The 16,908-nt window shown below is 58.7% G+C and carries 18 protein-coding genes; 6 read left to right on the top strand and 12 right to left on the bottom strand.

The window, feature by feature from the left end; genetic code table 11:
* Positions 1-13: 13 nt before the first annotated feature.
* Positions 14-937, bottom strand: coding sequence for a sterol desaturase family protein (locus B3M52_RS14295; RefSeq protein WP_075194222.1), 924 nt, complete (start codon positions 935-937; stop codon positions 14-16).
* Between the two features lie 134 nt (positions 938-1,071).
* On the opposite strand from B3M52_RS14295, the gene B3M52_RS14290 reads away from it, so the two are divergent.
* On the top strand, positions 1,072-2,085 hold the full coding sequence (locus B3M52_RS14290) for a helix-turn-helix domain-containing protein (RefSeq protein WP_041332521.1): 1,014 nt from the start codon (positions 1,072-1,074) through the stop codon (positions 2,083-2,085).
* Here B3M52_RS14290 and B3M52_RS14285 read toward each other — a convergent pair.
* On the bottom strand, positions 2,075-2,812 hold the full coding sequence (locus tag B3M52_RS14285; RefSeq protein ID WP_075194223.1) for a glutathione S-transferase family protein: 738 nt from the start codon (positions 2,810-2,812) through the stop codon (positions 2,075-2,077). The two genes, B3M52_RS14290 and B3M52_RS14285, sit on opposite strands and share 11 nt — an antisense overlap.
* Before the next feature lie 139 nt (positions 2,813-2,951).
* On the opposite strand from B3M52_RS14285, the gene B3M52_RS14280 reads away from it, so the two are divergent.
* A complete protein-coding gene (locus tag B3M52_RS14280) occupies positions 2,952-3,728 on the top strand; it encodes an META domain-containing protein (protein ID WP_083637115.1) in 777 nt (258 codons plus the stop codon).
* Here the strand turns inward: B3M52_RS14280 and B3M52_RS14275 are convergent.
* The 4 genes from B3M52_RS14275 to B3M52_RS14260 form a co-directional block, all read right to left on the bottom strand.
* The gene (locus B3M52_RS14275) at positions 3,703-4,569 is read right to left on the bottom strand and encodes a substrate-binding periplasmic protein (RefSeq protein WP_036210927.1); all 867 of its coding nucleotides are present in this window, start codon (positions 4,567-4,569) and stop codon (positions 3,703-3,705) included. The genes B3M52_RS14280 and B3M52_RS14275 overlap by 26 nt on opposite strands.
* A 104-nt stretch (positions 4,570-4,673) precedes the next feature.
* On the bottom strand, positions 4,674-5,732 hold the full coding sequence (locus tag B3M52_RS14270) for a betaine/proline/choline family ABC transporter ATP-binding protein (protein ID WP_036210930.1): 1,059 nt from the start codon (positions 5,730-5,732) through the stop codon (positions 4,674-4,676).
* An 11-nt stretch (positions 5,733-5,743) separates the two neighbouring features.
* Entirely contained in the window at positions 5,744-6,778 is a 1,035-nt protein-coding gene (locus B3M52_RS14265) for an ABC transporter permease (RefSeq protein WP_075194224.1), read from the bottom strand.
* 104 nt (positions 6,779-6,882) lie between these two features.
* Positions 6,883-7,851: an ABC transporter substrate-binding protein gene (locus B3M52_RS14260; protein ID WP_075194225.1), complete on the bottom strand. Its 969-nt coding sequence runs from the start codon at positions 7,849-7,851 to the stop codon at positions 6,883-6,885.
* Between the two features lie 298 nt (positions 7,852-8,149).
* Here B3M52_RS14260 and B3M52_RS14255 point away from each other — a divergent pair, with 298 nt between their 5' ends.
* The 4 genes from B3M52_RS14255 to B3M52_RS14240 all read left to right on the top strand — a co-directional run bounded on the left by B3M52_RS14255 (position 8,150) and on the right by B3M52_RS14240 (position 11,314).
* Positions 8,150-9,250: a M14 family zinc carboxypeptidase gene (locus B3M52_RS14255; RefSeq protein WP_036210939.1), complete on the top strand. Its 1,101-nt coding sequence runs from the start codon at positions 8,150-8,152 to the stop codon at positions 9,248-9,250.
* A gap of 2 nt (positions 9,251-9,252) precedes the next feature.
* Positions 9,253-9,987, top strand: a complete 735-nt coding sequence (locus B3M52_RS14250; protein ID WP_036210941.1) for an alpha/beta fold hydrolase — start codon at positions 9,253-9,255, stop codon at positions 9,985-9,987.
* Positions 9,988-10,083: 96 nt separating this feature from the next.
* The gene (locus B3M52_RS14245; protein WP_036210943.1) at positions 10,084-10,701 is read left to right on the top strand and encodes a glutathione S-transferase family protein; all 618 of its coding nucleotides are present in this window, start codon (positions 10,084-10,086) and stop codon (positions 10,699-10,701) included.
* A 4-nt stretch (positions 10,702-10,705) separates the two neighbouring features.
* Entirely contained in the window at positions 10,706-11,314 is a 609-nt protein-coding gene (locus tag B3M52_RS14240) for a DUF4202 domain-containing protein (RefSeq protein ID WP_075194226.1), read from the top strand.
* Positions 11,315-11,365: 51 nt separating this feature from the next.
* Here B3M52_RS14240 and trpC read toward each other — a convergent pair whose 3' ends face one another.
* From trpC to rpe, 6 genes are all read right to left on the bottom strand, one after another.
* Positions 11,366-12,178, bottom strand: a complete 813-nt coding sequence (gene trpC, locus B3M52_RS14235) for an indole-3-glycerol phosphate synthase TrpC (protein ID WP_075194227.1) — start codon at positions 12,176-12,178, stop codon at positions 11,366-11,368.
* Between the two features lie 13 nt (positions 12,179-12,191).
* Positions 12,192-13,220, bottom strand: coding sequence for an anthranilate phosphoribosyltransferase (gene trpD, locus B3M52_RS14230; protein ID WP_075194228.1), 1,029 nt, complete (start codon positions 13,218-13,220; stop codon positions 12,192-12,194).
* An 11-nt stretch (positions 13,221-13,231) separates the two neighbouring features.
* A complete protein-coding gene (locus B3M52_RS14225) occupies positions 13,232-13,813 on the bottom strand; it encodes an aminodeoxychorismate/anthranilate synthase component II (protein WP_036210957.1) in 582 nt (193 codons plus the stop codon).
* A gap of 16 nt (positions 13,814-13,829) precedes the next feature.
* Complete coding sequence (gene trpE / locus B3M52_RS14220) at positions 13,830-15,317, bottom strand: anthranilate synthase component I (RefSeq protein WP_041332532.1); 1,488 nt, start codon at positions 15,315-15,317, stop codon at positions 13,830-13,832.
* 176 nt (positions 15,318-15,493) lie between these two features.
* Positions 15,494-16,183: a phosphoglycolate phosphatase gene (locus tag B3M52_RS14215; RefSeq protein ID WP_036210963.1), complete on the bottom strand. Its 690-nt coding sequence runs from the start codon at positions 16,181-16,183 to the stop codon at positions 15,494-15,496.
* Entirely contained in the window at positions 16,180-16,866 is a 687-nt protein-coding gene (gene rpe / locus B3M52_RS14210; RefSeq protein WP_036210966.1) for a ribulose-phosphate 3-epimerase, read from the bottom strand. The genes B3M52_RS14215 and rpe overlap by 4 nt, the downstream gene beginning before the upstream one ends.
* Between the last annotated feature and the right edge of the window lie 42 nt (positions 16,867-16,908).

Genomic DNA, 16,908 nt, shown 5'->3' with positions numbered 1-16,908 from the left:
GGCTTTTGTGGCGCTAGTCCGCGTCCCGATCCCATTCGGGTGGCTTCCACAGGTGCTTCAGGCGGGCTTGCAGGCCGCCTGGTCGGGCCATGGCCCGGAACAGGTCCACGTACTCGTGGGTCCACAGCACTAGCAGGTTCCTGGAGTGTATCGGTCGGGTAATGCCGTAGTCCGGTGGTGCCTGTTCGTCTTCGGCGACAAAGGTGCCGAACAGTCGGTCCCAGACGATCAGAGTGCCACCGTAGTTGCGGTCGATATAGCCGGGGTTGCGGCCATGGTGAACCCGGTGATGGCTGGGGGTGTTGAGCACGGTTTCCACCCAGCCTGGCAGTTTGCCAACCAGCGTGGTGTGAATGAAAAACTGGTACACCAGTGAGAGGGCATAAGCCACGCCGATCCACACAGGATTGAAGCCGATCAACGCCAGGGGCACATAGAACAGCCACATGCCGTTAAAGATATTGGTGGCATTCTGGCGCATGGCGGTGGAGAAATTCATTCGCTCGGAGGAATGGTGGACCACATGGGCGGCCCAGAACCAGCGTATGCGGTGGCTGGAACGGTGCATCCAGTAAAAACAGAAATCCACTCCAACAAACGTCAGAAGACCCGTTGCCCAGTTCAGTTCCAGATCCAGCAGGCGGTGATGGTAGAGGAATGCGTATACGGGAAAGGCGATCAGGCCCGCGAACAGCAACTCTGTCAGTTGGTAGCCGGCACCCAGGGCAAAATTCCGCAGGGCTTCCGGTACGTCCATGCGCGTGGGGTCGTGGCGAATCCGCAGGTACTCCCACAGGGTGACGGCAATAAACACCGGCGTAGCGACAACGAATATCAGTTGGCGTTCGTCCAGTGCCAGCCAGGGGGCGAGGGTGTTCCAGAGGGGCAGCAACCCGCTCTCCTCAAGAACCGCCCTCATCATGTCCATCAATGCCATGGTGAAACCGTATTGTGATTGTAGGTGTGACTGTATTCTGCGCCGATGGCGATGCCATAAATTGACAATAAACGCCACAAAATTGATGATTAGTGCCAACAATGAATGACGCAGCGCGTGGAGGACGGTGAACCATGGCCAAGGTAATGCGGGTAACCGGTGCCTGGACGGGACTGCTATCGGACTGGCTTGAACAGGAGGGACTGGAGAATGCCCCGGTCAGGATAGCGCTGGCGCGCTGGGCGTCGGAAGACAACGTACCGGTGCCGGTGTGGCGTGACCTGCTGGCGCAGGGACTGGCTCTGGCGCCTCAGTATGCCGCTCCCGAGCTAAAGGTGGGGGCCTGTGTGCGTCCTGCCCATGTGGGTGTGCTCGGCTATCTGGTGCTGGCGTCCGACACCCTCGGCGAGGCCATGTTGGCCTACCAGCGCTACGAAACCCTGTTTTATGGTGCCAGCCTGGCGGAAATCGAGGTCGTCGGTGATCAGGCGGAAATGCGCTGGCCGCCCTCGGAGAATGAGCTTGGCCAGCAGGCGGACGGCGCTGCAATTGCAGCATTGGTGACCTTTATGCGTCGCCAGATTGATCAGCCCCCTCCGCCCTCGCTAGTGAGTTTTCTGGGTGACGTCAGTGCTGAGGCGGCCAGGGAATACGAACGGTTTTTTGGCTGCTCGGTGACCTGGAACGACAGCCATGTGCGAGTCCGGTTTCCGCTGCATTACCTCAGCCTGCCCATGCCCCGGCGAGACCCGACACTTCGCGAGTTGCTGGACCGGCAGGCCCGTGCCCTGCTGCGGGCGTTGCCGGAGGCGTCACAGGCGGGCTCGGGCATTGATCGCCAGCTACAGCAGGTACTGCTGAAACTGTTGTCTGATGGCGAGCCCACCCTTGCGCGTGCATCCCATGCCATGCACATGTCACCGCGAACGCTGCAGCGACGCCTGGCCCGGTATCAGTTGAGCTGGCAGCAGTGGCTCGATCGGAACCGGGAACAGCTGGCGCGACAGTACCTGGACGACACCTCACTGACGCTGACCGACATTGCTCTGCTGTTGGGCTTTTCCGAGCAAAGTGCTTTTACCCGGGCCTACCGCCGCTGGACCGGCAATTCACCCGGCCGAGAGCGCCGTCAGTGGCTCAGCGATTAGCAGCATAGACCTTTTCCAGCGTGTGGATCTGTGGCTGCCATTGATCCAACCAGGCCTGTATGTCTTTGGGGATTTTCGCCGGTTTGGGCCAGGGCACCGGGTATTGGCCGGGCTGGAACATGGGTGCGAACAAGGAGGCCGCGGCGAGGTCGGCGCGGGAAAAGCTGTCTCCAGCCAGGTAGGGCTTCTCCTGGTAGGCATTCGCCAGTTCGGTCAGGTAGCGCTCCATGGTTTCCCGCGACTGCGCGGCGGTTTTCTCGTTGATCTTCATCCATTTGCGCATGACCTCGTCCACCCGGCTGAAGGCCAGTCTCAGTAGAATCCGATTGTAGAAGGGCGTGCCCGCAGCCAGCATGGGAACGACCACCTTGGGGCGTTGCAGGAAGTGGTGGTAGGAGTAACAGCGCACGCTGGGGCCGGCTTCGTCGTCCAGCCGCTGTTCCCAGGACAGCGCGGCCTCGCGGGCCTGCGGGTCGGTCGGCGTCAGCGGGTCTTCGGGAAACGTGTCGTCCAGATAGTCAATGATGGCTTTCGATCCCTGAACCCGGTGACCGTCATGGTCCAGTACCGGTACCGATGAATCAGCGCCCGTCAGTTTGCGGATGGTGTTGATGTGCTGGCCGGGCAGAAGGCTGATGGCTTCGTAGCTCAGACCTTTGTGATCCAGGGCCCAGCGAGCCTTTTCGCAGTAGTGTGAAATAGCAAACTGGTAGAGTTTTATCGCCATGACGTGGAATGCTCCCGGGTGTTTTGATGGCCTAAGCGTAATGCTTTAAGACAGGAAATGGTAACGGCTCTGCTTTAAAATCGGCAGCCATCATGGATAATCTGCAACTGTTACAACCACAGGGAATGAGGAATAGACAATGAAAGGAATCGCTGCGTTGTGGCCGCTGACGTTGGTCATGCTTGGACTAATTGCCGGCTGCGCGTCTGGCCCTGGTGAGGGTAGTCAGGAGGAAGCGGTCAAGGCCTGTAGCCAGGCGCTGCCCCCGTGTTTTGCTCCGGGACCCATTGAACAGCCTTTTGTTGCCCGGGGGAATGAACCGTTCTGGCGGGTGATCGTCGAGCCAGGGCAACTGGAGGTGGAGCGAATGGGTGTGGAGCCGGTCGCATTGCGTTATGACATGGTTGAGCAAAGCCCCACCGAGCGGACTTTTCGCGCTGAGGGCGATGGCATTCGGATTGAGCTCAAAGCGGCCAGCCAGTTATGTCGCGACTCCATGTCTGGCATGCCTTATCCCCGCCAGGTTCGTCTTGCCATAAACGGCGAGGCAACCAGCGGCTGCGGGGGTGACCCCGAAGAGTTGTTTCTGGGGCCTGAATGGGTTGTTGAGGATATCGGAGGTCGCGGCATTGTTGACAGCTCCCGGGTCACACTGAACTTTCAGGAGGACCAGCGTGTTTCCGGGCGTGCGTCCTGCAATCAGTTCAGCGGCGGATGGAACCTGACTGGCGAGGGCCTTGAGTTTACCCGTATGGCGTCCACCAAAAAGGCTTGTGCCCCGGCGCTGATGAACCAGGAAGACCGATTCCTGTTGCTGTTGGGTGAGGTTCGACGCTTCGACATTGGCCGGCACGGTGAGTTGCTGCTGGTGACCGGAGATGGACGTCTGATCAGGGCATTTCAGTCCACAGACTGAGTCCGTACTGGTCCAGGATCTGCTGTACCCGGCCGCTGTCCATGAGTTGTCGGGTGCCTTCCGTTAAGAGTTTCGCAAGTTCTTTTGCGTCTTCCCGTACCGGGGAAAACGCGACGAAGGCATCGATTTCGTCGACCAACCCTGCTTGCCGTGGCGCGGGGACAGTGTCGTTGTTGTTCATTTCCCACCAGGCCATCACGTAGATATCTTCCGCAAAAATGTCAGTACGGTGTTGGTCCAGCAGGTAGATGGCCCGATCAAGGGGTGACGGCCCCGCGATCACCCAGATTCGTTCCGGGTTGGCCTGATGCTCCTCAATGTACTGGTCCAGCTCATCGGTATAGGAGTACCCATTGATGACCAGCAGCTTCTGGTTATGGAGCGACGCCAGGCCGTCGTATACCCAGCGGTTGTCAGGGTGGGTAAACAGCGCAATGGCTGAGCGCCCCTGGGGGGTGTCTGGGAACACGAAATCCGGGGCATCGGTTGTGAAGGCACCGACCACTGCGTCCAGTTGACCTTCACGCGTTAATTGCAGCGCCCGTGCCCAGCTAACGTTGACGTACTCCACGGTATAGCCGGCTTCGCCAAGGACCTCGCGGGCAATGTCCACCATGTAGCCCTCGCGATCGCTCCCCGCTTCGCAGTTATGGGGGCACCAGGGATCGGATGCGATAACGATCGTCCGGGGCCGGGGTGTCGTATTGGAAAGGGCAGCGGACAGGGCCTCATTGGTTGGCGTCTGCGTGTCGACGTCTGAAGAAGGGCTCTCTTCGTCAGGAGGAGGTGAGCAGCCGTGCAACAGGAGTACGGTTAGTAGAGCCACTGCCAGTCTGGGCATGATCGTTGTCTGGGGCACCGCGAAGCTACGGCGACCTATTTATAATAGCCCGTCTGTCACGCTGCTGTCATCCAGGAGCCCACCTCCACCGGGATGGCCCCCGATCAGTAACGGCTGCGATTGTCTCCTTCCGATGCATCGACCGGCACCAGTGCCTTGACCAGTTCTTTCATCTCGAGAATGCCTACCTGGTTGCCTTTTTTGACCACCCGATAGACAAGGTCGGTATCGCCGTCGGATCTTGCGATCACCGACTCCAGGTTGTCCCGATCGGAAATGTCGCCGGCACTGTCAGCGGGAGGTTCCGTGGTTTTTGCCATCACGGAACGCACTCTCAGAACCCGTGCACGATTGATGTCGCTGATGAAATCCGTAATGTACGGATCGTTGGGATGCATGAGAATTTCCTGGGGTTCGCCCTGCTGGACGATGTGTCCGTCCTTGAGGATAACCAGGTGGTCCGCCAGCTTTAGCGCCTCGTCCAGATCGTGGGTGATGAACACCACGGTTTTCTTCAGTTCCTCCTGCAACTCCAGCAGCAGGTCCTGCATGTCGGAGCGAATCAGCGGGTCCAGGGCGGAGAAGGCCTCGTCCATCAGCATCACGGGCGAGTTGGATGCGAGTGCCCGGGCAATGCCCACGCGCTGCTGCATACCGCCGGATAGCTGGTGCGGGTATTGGTTTTCGTTGCCTTCCAGCCCCACCCGGGCGAGCCATTTCTTGGCTTCGTCCTCGAAGTCCCGCACCGTATGGCCTCTTACCAGCAGCGCCATGCCGGCGTTCTCCAGCACCGTCTTGTGGGGGAGCAGGGCGAATTTCTGGAAAACCATCGACATTTGTTCACGCCGCAGCTTCCGCAATCCGTCCTCGTCGAAGGCGAGTACGTTTTTGCCATCCACCTTGATCTCACCAGCAGTGGGTTCGATCAGCCGGTTGAGATGGCGTATCAACGTGGACTTGCCTGAGCCCGACAGACCCATGATGACGGTGATCTCGCCTTCTCGCATATCCACGTTGATATCCTGGAGACCCAGTACGTGGTTATGCTTTTCCAGCAGTTCGGCCTTTCCCATACCCCGGCGCACATACGCCAGGGCGACATCGGGAATGGGGCCGAAAATCTTGTAGAGGTTCCGGATGGAAATCTTGATATCCCGGTCCACGATTCGCTCCCTTACTGTTTCTGTGAGGCGTTGATGCGCGCCAGTGAGGCCTTGGTTACCCGGTCAAGGATCACCGCCAGAATCACGATGCCAAGGCCGGCAACCAGCCCGACACCCAGCTCCAGGTTGCGAATGCCCTGAAGCACCAGCACCCCGAGCCCCGGTGCCGACACCAGGGAAGCGATAACAACCATGGCCAGGCTCATCATAATGGTCTGGTTTACACCCGCCATGATGTTGGGCAGCGCCAGTGGAATCTGGACCTTGAAGAGTTTCTGGTGGCTGGTCATCCCGAAGGCGTCAGCGGCTTCGATTACATCCTTGTCCACCAGGCGGATACCCAGGTTGGTGAGACGGATGACCGGCACAATGGCGTACAGGATGATGGCAATGCCGTAGAGCTTGGACTCGGTCACGCTGAACAGGAAGATCAGCGGAATCAGGTACACAAAGGGCGGCAGTGTCTGCAGCATGTCGAGCACGGGAATGGTCAGACGCTGCATCATGTCGCTGCGGGACATGGCAATGCCGATGGGCACGCCCAGCAGCACACAGAGGAACGCGCAGACAAAGATGATCGACAGCGTCTCCATCGCATACTGGTAGTAGTCAATAAAGGCCAGCAGAACCAGGCTGCCCGCCACAAATCCCACCAGTTTCCAGGATTTGGTGACGACAAACACCACGGCCAGCAGCGCCGGTATCACGATCCACCAGGGCGTGTTCAGCATGCCGTAGAGTGTCCCGTCCAGAAACCAGCTTAGTGGTTGAGTCAAAGGGTCCAGAACAACACTCAGACTGTCCTTGATGGACAGGAAGCCCTCTTCAAGACCTTTTGTCAGTTCCCTGGATTTGGGGAAGGCCGCGCAGGACTCGTTAAGCGCGTCCATGGATGGAAAAGGCAGGTCCCATAGTGACTCTGCTTCGGCGTCCGTTCCTTTGGTTTTTTGCAGCAACGCCGCCATTGACATGGGGGCATCACTTTGGCCGTCAGAGCACCAGTCTTCCAGACCCAGTGATGAAAACACGAAATCGTAGGTCGCCATTTGCGGTCAGTTCCCAGAAGCGTTCAGATGAAAATGGGTAATGTGAGTTCGCCTGTTCGGTTTGACAGGGCCGGGAGACGGCCCTGTCAGGGTAGGTGGAGAGATTACTCTCCCAGCACCGAAGCCAGGCGTTTCTTGGCCGAATCGTTCAGCCAGCTTGACCACTCGTCGCTGTTGTTGCTCAGGAAATACACGGCCGCTTCTTCTGCCGACGCGTTGTTGGAATCCATCCACGCCAACAGGGCGCTCATGGTGTCGGTTTTGAATGTCAGCTTGCTGAGCATTTCCGCAACTTCCGGCTCACGATCCTTGAAGTCCGTGGTCACGGACGTCAGTACGGTGGCGGCGGGAAATTCAGACACGCCAGGGTTGTCCGCATCCTGGGTCTGGTTACGGGTGTGAACCTCCGGCTTGTAGTCACCCAGTTCGACGCGGGTCATGTCGAACTTGCCGAGCGGGACAGTGGGGCCCCAGTAATAGCCAAACCAGGGCTCTTCAGACTGCACGGCAGAGGCCATGGACGAGGCCAGGGTTTCACCGGAACCGTGGTTGAACACCTCAATGCCAGAGCTTTCCAGGTCGAGCGCCCTAACCAGGTTGTCACTGACCACACGACAACCCCAGCCACTTGGGCAATTGTTGAAGCGGTTGTCCACCAGTTCCGGATTAGCCATGACACCTTCGATGGTGGTCAATTCGGGGTACTTCTCGGCCAGGTAGGTTGGAATCCACCAGCCTTCAACGCCACCGGGCTCCAATACTTTGGTCAGACGCTCGATCTTGCCCTGTTCTTCCAGTTCCAGGTAGGCCTCACCTGCGGAGTTGAGCCACAGTTCGGTAACGATGTCCGGTTCACCATTTTCGGCGACCGAGGTAACAGCGGGGACGGTGTCGGAGGGAACCACGGTGACATCACAGCCGTACCCCTGCTCCATGATGAATTTGGCAACGCTGGTGACAACTGTGTTGGATGCCCAGCCCATTTCGGTGATGGAAACTTCACCGCAATCGGCCTGGGCAAGTGCAGGCACGGACATCGCGCAAAGCAGCGCGACTGGCGTTAGCTTTCGCATGATTGGTTCTCCTTATGGATTTTGAAAATACGCGGAAACAGATCCGCTGGAGCGGTTCTGAAGACCGCTCTAGAGGTGAATACGCCGTATTGATACTGCGTTTTCAGAGGGCAAGACAAATGTTGTGACCTCGGTTACTACGTATATTTAAGAGTAACGCCCTGAGCGTGAGTTACAAGCCATTCATGTAAAATGTCGCCAGAAAATGCACATGCTTTCCGGTGTTTTGAGCCCCAGTGTCAACGAATTGAAGCAATTCAGCAGTAGTTTGAAGGGTTGTCTGAAACGGGAGAGCCCCATGACCGAATTGCGCAAACTGACCCCCCATTCTGCTATTCCTGCCGAACAGGCCCGTCGGGATAGCCGCCAACGCCATCTGCTGAGAACCTTTCTGCCGGAGATGATTCGTCTTGAGCGTGTGCTGGCGGAAGCGCCGGGACAGGTTACTGTGAAGACGCTCTCTCGGGTTGCGATGAAACACATTGACCTGCCGATCTACCGGGTTGACCTCGGCAGCGAGGCACCCGATGCGCCAGTGGTGATGCTGGTGGGTGGCGTTCACGGTCTTGAACGCATCGGCAGCGAAGTCGTCATGGCCTGGTTGCGCAATCTGCTGGCAAGGATGTCCTGGGACGGGCATCTCCAGGCCCTGCTGAAAAAAGTGCGGGTTACCCTGCTGCCCATCCTCAACCCCGGCGGCATGTATCTGAATCAGCGCAGCAATCCCAACGGGGTCGACCTGATGCGCAACGCACCGATCACCGCCCAGGACCGCAGTGCGTTCCTGTTGGGCGGGCAGCGCTTCTCCCCGCGCCTGCCGTGGTTCATTGGTGATCCCGAGCAGGGTATGGAAGCGGAGAACCAGGCCCTTGAGTCGGTGATCTCGGAGCTCCTGCCAGGCCGTCCTTTCAGTGTCGCGCTGGACTGTCATTCCGGTTTCGGCTGGCAGGACCAGATCTGGTTCCCCTATGCCTACCGTCGTCGCCCCATGCGACGGATCGAATCGGTGATGGCATTGAAGCTGATCTGGGAGCAGGCATGGCCGGAACACAACTATCGCTTCGAGCCCCAGTCCCGTCATTACCTGACCCACGGTGATCTGTGGGACTATTTCTACAAGAAGATCAACCGCAGCGGTGAGGGCGCCTTTATTCCCCTTACCCTGGAACTGGGCTCCTGGCGATGGATCAAGAAGCGCCCACGACAGTTGCTGCGACTGGACGGCTTTTTCAATCCGCTGGTACCCCATCGCCATCGGCGCGTACTGCGAAGTCACCTGACCTTTATCGATTTCCTGGTCAGCGCCGCCGCCCATCACGAAAACTGGTTGCCGCACTCGGATGAGGCGTCCATGCTAAGGGAGGCCGCCATCGCCCACTGGTACAGGGATCATCACTGACAATGCACTGGATTCTGTTGCGCGGACTGACCCGGGAGCAGTCACACTGGGGCTCTTTTCCCCACAGGCTTGAGGAAGCCTTTCCCGGTCATCAGTTCCATCTGGTTGATCTTCCGGGCACGGGCGTGCACTTCAAGGATCCCAGCCCTGACCGTATCGCGGAGATCCGGGAGAAGGTTCGCCGCAGTGTTGGTCACATTCCAGCGCCATACAATCTCATCGCTTTGTCCATGGGCGGGATGGTCGCCCTGGACTGGGCTCAGCATGTCACCGAGGGTGAAATTCAGAACCTGGTGCTGATCAACACGAGTTCCGGATTCAGCCTGCCCTGGCGACGGATGCGTCCGGGGGCCTGGCCTCGTATCGTTCGCCTCCTGACGCGCCGGGAACTGTTCGATCGTGAGGTGGATATTCTGCGGTTGACGAGCAATCGACCGGTCGACCTCGATGTCATGAAACACTGGTACAGCATCCAGCGCCAGCGGCCAGTCAGCTATGCCAACGCCTATGCCCAGATGAAAGCGGCGATGGCCTACAAACCCCTGCCTCAACGCCCTCTGCCGAACGCACTTGTACTCGCCAGCAAGGGTGACCGTATTGTCCATTGGAGCTGCAGTAAGGTGTTTGAGCAGCGTTGGCAATGGACGCTGAAAGTTCATTCGTCCGCCGGCCATGACCTGCCAATGGACGACCCTGAATGGGTCATCCAGCAGATAAAAAACTGGCTGCCCAAATGATTACGGTTGCTTGACGCAACCGGTGTTCCGCGGCAGTCTTCTACACAATTCCTCAGATTCACCCCGAGATACTTATTTGGATTGGAGTCGATAACAATGAAAATCTTTGAGACCAAGACAGCGCCCAACCCACGCCGGGTAAGGATGTTCATGTCTGAAAAGGGCCTGTTGGACAAGGCCGAGTTTGTTGAGATCGATCTGCAGAAGGGTGAGAACCTGACGCCGGAGTACGCGGCCAGGAACCCGATGAAGAAAGTACCCGTGATGGAACTGGACGACGGCACCTGCATCGCCGAAACCATGGCAATTTGCCGCTATTTCGAAGAAAGCTATCCGGATGCGCCAACCCTGCTCGGGGACACGGCGTTGGAGAAAGCGCAGGTGGAACAGTGGCTGCGGTGGATCGAGTTCTCCTTTTTCCTGCCCACCGGTATGTGTTTTCAGCACACCAGCGGCTATTTCAAGGACCGCATGAACCCGATCAAGGAATGGGGTGAGGAGTGCCGCACCTCGGTGGAAAAATTCATGCACTTCCTGAACAAGCATCTGGATGGCAGGGAATACATCTGTTGCGACCGGTTCACGGCCGCGGATATTAATGCCTTTACCACGGTGGCCTTCGCCCGTGTGGTGGATATTCGCATCAAGCCGGAGCAGGCCAACCTCCAGGCCTGGTATGATCGCATCAAGCAACGTCCTTCCGCCCAGGTATGACCCGATGACCCAACAGACCCCACTGGCCTGTGCTCTTGATAGAATCGATACCGCCAACCGTGCAGACCCCAACATCGAGCAGGTTGGCGGAATACCCTTGCCCAAGGAATACGCCTACAGCCAGCACATGACCCGCTGGCTGTTTGAGCTTGAGCCGCAGCCCTCCGAACGCATGCAGATTGCCTGCCGCGCCCAGCACATCGAGCGCTGGACCATCCCCCGTAGCGATTTCCCGGAAGGTCGCAAGGCCTATTACGAATGGCGCCAGGCCTGCGGCCGCATGCATGGCCGCCGGGCCGCCGGAATCATGGAGGAATGTGGCTACCCACAGGAAGAATGCCAGAAGGTGGAAACCATCCTGACCAAGCGGGAGTTGCGCAAGGACGCAGACACACAGCTGCTGGAAGACGTTGCCTGCATGGTATTCCTGGAACGCTATTTCGCGGATTTCTATGAGGAAAAAGCCGATTACGACCGGGAGAAATGGCTGCGCATTGTCCGCCGTACCTGGGGCAAGATGTCTCCGCGTGGGCATGAAGCCGCGCTGAAGCTGGCCGAAGGGATGCCGGCGCATTTGCTGGCGTTGCTGCAGGAGGCGTTGGCTGAGGATTAGTCCGTGCTCAACCCATGCCCGCTGACTTGTTCGAGCTTTGCGTAAGCCCTCCTAAAAAAACAGCTCCTGCAGTTTCTTGCCAGGTTCTTCGGCCCGCATGAAGGACTCGCCCACCAGGAAGCCGTAGATACCCCGGTTGGTCATGGTCTCCACATCGGCCCGGGTCATGATGCCACTTTCGGTGATCGTCAGGCGGTCGGCCGAAATCCGTTCATGAAGGTCGAAGGTGGTATCCAGTGAGACCTCAAAGGTGTGCAGGTTGCGGTTGTTGATGCCCACCAGCGGTGTTTTCAGGGTGAGGGCATCGTCCATTTCCTCGCCGTCGTGAACCTCGACCAGCACGTCCAGGCCAATTTCATGGGCAATGCCTTCCAGCTCCTGCATCTGGTCCCTGGTCAGGCAGGCGGCGATCAGCAGGATGCAGTCGGCGCCAATAGCCCGGCTCTCGTAGACCTGATACGGCGCCACCATGAAGTCCTTGCGGATGACCGGCAGGCTGCAGGCGGCGCGGGCGGCTTGGAGGTAGTCTTCATGACCCTGGAAGAAATCCTTGTCAGTGAGTACTGACAGGCAGGCGGCACCGCCTTTTTCATAGCTTTCGGCGATGGCCTCGGGAACAAACGGATCGCGGAGAATGCCTTTGCTGGGGGAGGCTTTTTTGATCTCGGCAATGACCGCAGGCGTTTGCTGTTCGATGCGTCGGCGAAGGGCGCTCGCAAAGCCCCGCGCTGGCGGTTGATTGCCAGCCATGGCCTTCCGATCGCCAATAGAAACCCTGCGCGTACGCTCATCAATTTCCTCCCACTTCCGATCAACGATCTTTCGCAGGATGGTAGGCGTCTTGTCCAGATGTCTGTCAGTCATTGTCAGGCTCGTATTAGAAACACTGCGAAAAGTCAGCAAGCTCGGACATCTTGCCGGCTGCCAAGCCTGAGCCCATGGCGTCCAGCGCCATCTCCACGCCTTCCGCCGTCGTCTTCGCCAGGCCTGCCACATAAATTGCTGCGCCGGCGTTCAGGGCGATAAGATCCCGCGCTTTCTCAGCCATTTCATCATGACCACGACCGAACGCGGCACGGATGAGTTTCAGGGAGTCCTCGGCGGTATCCACCGTGAGACCAACCAGCGCCTGGCTCTTGATGCCCAGGTCTTCCGGCGTGATGTCGTACTCAGTGACTTCGCCGTTTTTCAGCTCCGCCACATGGGTGGCGCTGGCCAGGCTGATTTCGTCCAGGCCATCCTTCGAGTGCACCACCATAATGTGTTCGGCGCCCAGGCGGTGCAGAACCTCCGCCATGGGGCGACACAGCTCTTTCGTGAACACACCGATCAACTGGCGCTTGACGCTGGCCGGGTTGGTCATGGGGCCAAGAATATTGAATATGGTACGGCAACCCAGTTCCTTGCGCGGGCCAATGGCGTGTTTCATGGCGCCATGATGGGCCGGGGCGAACATGAAGCCAACGCCGATCTCCTCCACGCAGCGTGCAACCTCCTCAGGCGCCATCTGCAGGTTGATACCCAGCTTTTCCAGCAGGTCCGCGCTGCCGCTCTTGGAGGACACGGCACGGTTGCCATGCTTGGCCACAAAGCCACCGGCTGCGGCGACCACAAAAGACGCCGCGGTGGATACGTTGAACAGATTGGCACCGTCACCGCCGGTGCCCACGATATCCACCAGTGGGTCGGCGTTGACCGTCACGCGGGTGGCCAGTTCCCGCATGACTTCGGTGGCGCCGGTGATTTCGTCAATGGTTTCGCTCTTGATGCGCAGCCCCATGAGAAAGGCCCCAATCTGCGCATCGGTGGCTTCACCCTTCATGACGATGCGCATAACGCCCTTCATCTCCTCCGTGGACAGGTCCAGGTTGGAGGCGATGCGGTTCAGTGCTTCTTTCATGTCCATGTGGTGGCCTCTTATCGTGTCTTCAGAAAGTTGCGCAGCAGCTCATGGCCCTGTTCCGTCATAATAGACTCTGGATGGAACTGTACACCTTCGATGGGCAGTGTTTTGTGCCGAACACCCATTATTTCTTCCACCGAGCCATCGTCATTGCGAGTCCATGCAGTGACTTCAAGGCAATCCGGAAGGGTGTCTTTGTCGATCACCAGGCTGTGATAGCGGGTCGCCTTCAGCGGGTTGCTCAGGCCACGGAAAATGCCCTGGTCCTTATGGTAGACCGCAGATACCTTGCCGTGCATCACCTGCCCGGCGCGAATAACCTTCCCGCCGTATACCTGCCCGATGGCCTGGTGGCCGAGGCAAACGCCCAGAATCGGCAACTTGCCGGCAAAGTGGCGAATGGTGGCCATGGAAATGCCTGCCTCGTTGGGCGTGCAGGGGCCGGGAGAGACAACGAGGCGCTCCGGTTTCAGGGCTTCGATGCCCTCCACGGTGATCTCGTCGTTGCGGTAGACATGAACATCTTCGCCCAACTCGGCCAGGTACTGCACCACGTTGTAGGTGAAGGAGTCGTAGTTATCGATCATCAGCAACATAATCTTATCCTCCGCCTCAGTGGTCGAAATCGTTGTAGGTCATGGCGACGGCGCGGAAAATCGCGCGGCCCTTGTTCATGGTTTCCTTCCACTCAAGGCGGGGCACCGAGTCGGCCACCACGCCGGCCCCTGCCTGAATATGCAGGGTGTTGTCTTTGATTACCGCCGTGCGGATGGCAATGGCGGTATCCATGTTGCCATTAAACGACAGGTAACCCACGGCACCGCCGTAGACGCCGCGCTTCACCGGCTCCAGTTCGTCGATGATTTCCATGGCGCGAATCTTGGGGGCACCGCTCAGGGTGCCGGCGGGTAGGGTGGCGCGCAGCACGTCCAGGCAACTGGTGTTGTCTTTCAGGCGGCCGGTGACGTTGGAGACGATGTGCATCACATGGGAATAGCGCTCCACAATCATCTTGTCCGTCAGCTTTACCGTGCCGGTTTCAGACACCCGGCCAGCGTCGTTGCGGCCCAGATCGATCAGCATCAGATGCTCGGCGATTTCCTTGGGGTCGGCCAGCAGTTCGGCTTCCATGGCCCGGTCCTCGGCATCGGTGGCGCCACGCTTTCGGGTGCCGGCGATGGGGCGCACGGTGACTTCATCATCTTCCACCCGCGCCAGGATTTCCGGCGATGAGCCGACGATCTGGAAGTCTCCCAGATCCAGGAAATACATGTAGGGGGACGGGTTCAGCACCCTCAGCGAGCGATACAGGTTCAGCGGTGGTGCCTCGAATGGAATCGACATGCGTTGCGAGATCACCGTCTGCATCACGTCGCCGTCCAGCACGTATTCCTTGATGTGGCCCACGGCCGCTTCGAATTTTTCCTGGTTGAACCCGGAGATGAAGTCGCTCTCATCCACGGTTTTACCGCGCAGATGTTCCGGTGTGCGGGGCGCGTTGGCCGTCTGCCGGTGCAAGCGGGACTCCAGGTCGTCAATTCGCTGCAGTGCCTGTTCGTAAGCGCCCTCCTGATTTGGGTCGGCATGGACAATCAGGTGCAGTTTGCCGCGCAGATTGTCGAACACCACCACGTCGTCGGACACCATCAGCAGGATGTCGGGCGTGCCGATCTTGTCCGGCGGGCAGGTGTTGCGCAGGCGCTTCTCGATGTAGCGCACGGTGTCATAACCGAAATAGCCAACCAGGCCACCATTGAAGCGGGGCAATTCCTCCAGGTCCGGCGCGTTGAAGCGGGCCTGATAGTCTTCGACGAAGGCCAATGGATCGTCGACCGTGGTTTCTTCGATCACCTCGTCGTCGCGGGTAATGGTGACGGTGTGATCATGGACCTTTAGAACTTCCCGGCTTGGCAGACCAATAATGGAATAGCGGCCCCACTTTTCACCGCCCTGGACGGATTCAAACAGGTAGGAATAGGGCCCGCTGGCCAGCTTGAAATAGGTGCTCAGGGGCGTGTCCAGGTCGGCAAGGACTTCGCGGTATACGGGGATACGATTAAAGCCGGCCTTGGCGAGCTCGGCGAATTGCTCGGGTGTCATGATAACGGTTCCTGAATCTGATCTGTATGGAGGACGTTCGGGCGGCATTCAGCCGGTGCGCCATCGCCACCATCGTGTTGCGCGGGTTGTCAGTATGCCCTGCGCTGTTATCAGACTCAGTCCCTGCACGGCAGGAATCTCCCGAATTGAAGGTTTCAAATCAATATCCTGTGAGATTACAAAAGCTGGGCCAGGGAATCAACAACGGCATCCGCACCGAGCGAATCCACGGGCGCCCCATAATTGTAGCCGTAGCGTACCGCCACCGAAGGAATACCCGCCGCCAGGGCCGCGCTGATGTCGGTGACCGAATCGCCCACCATCACCGTGGTGCCCCGGGTGCCGCCGAGCTCGGTCATGGCATGGATCAACGGTTGCGGGTCTGGTTTGCGCACCGGCAGGGTGTCTCCACCGATGCTGATATCGAACCAGTGTTCAATGCCCATCTGCTCGAGCAACGGCGCCACAAACTGTTCCGGCTTGTTGGTGACGATGCCCATGCGGCAGCCGTGGTCGGCAAGACGGGTCAGACATTCCTCCACGCCGTCGTAGAGCACGGCATGCTGGCCGTTAAGGTTTTCGTAGGCATGGTAGAACATCGCCAGGGCGTCATTGAACAGTGCGTCGTCCTTCGGGGTTGCAGGTTCCCAGTCCGCTTGCCCGGCAAGGGCACGCCGCACCAGCACGCTGGCGCCATTGCCCACCCATTGGCGCACATTGTCAGCGCCGGCTTTGCGGCGACCCAGCTGTTCCAGCATAGCGTCAATGGCCGCTGCCAGGTCGGGGGCGCTGTCAACCAGGGTGCCGTCCAGGTCGAACAGGGCCACTCCCGGCCAGCGTTGGCTGAACAACCCCGCCAGGCTCATCGGTTCGAACTCTGCTTGGCCAGTTCCAGCTCTGCCCGCATTTTGTCGATGGTGGCTTTGTAGTCGTCAGTGTTGAAGATGGCGGAGCCGGCGACAAAGGTGTCGGCGCCGGCTTCGGCGATCTCGCGGATGTTGTCGGTTTTCACACCGCCGTCGATTTCCAGGCGAATGTTGCGACCGCTGGTATCGATGCGCTTGCGGGCTTCGCGCAGTTTGTCGAGAGTGCCTGGAATAAACTTCTGGCCGCCGAAACCAGGGTTTACGGACATCAGCAGGATCATGTCCAGCTTATCCATCACGTGATCGATGTAGTGCAGTGGCGTGGCTGGATTGAACACCAGGCCCGCCTTGCACCCGCCTTCACGAATCAACTGCAGGGAACGGTCAATGTGATTGGAGGCTTCCGGGTGGAAGGTGATGTAGCTGGCGCCGGCATCGATGAACATCCGGATCAGGTCGTCTACCGGTGATACCATCAGGTGCACGTCAATTGGAGCGGTAACCCCGTGTTTACGCAATGCTTCGCAGACCATGGGGCCGATGGTCAGGTTGGGTACGTAGTGGTTGTCCATGACATCGAAGTGGACAATGTCGGCGCCGGCGGCCAGTACGTTATCGACTTCCTCGCCCAGTCGGGCAAAATCGGCTGACAGGATGGACGGGGCAATCTGGAAAGGGTTCATGACGGCTCTCTTGAACGGTTTGATAGTGATATCGACGATGGC

Source organism: Marinobacter sp. UBA2688 (genome assembly GCF_002352785.1).
GTDB classification, from domain to species: Bacteria; Pseudomonadota; Gammaproteobacteria; order Pseudomonadales; family Oleiphilaceae; genus Marinobacter; species Marinobacter salarius.
The sequence above is the reverse complement of the archived record's forward strand: the minus strand, read 5'-3'. Positions and strand labels throughout refer to the sequence as shown.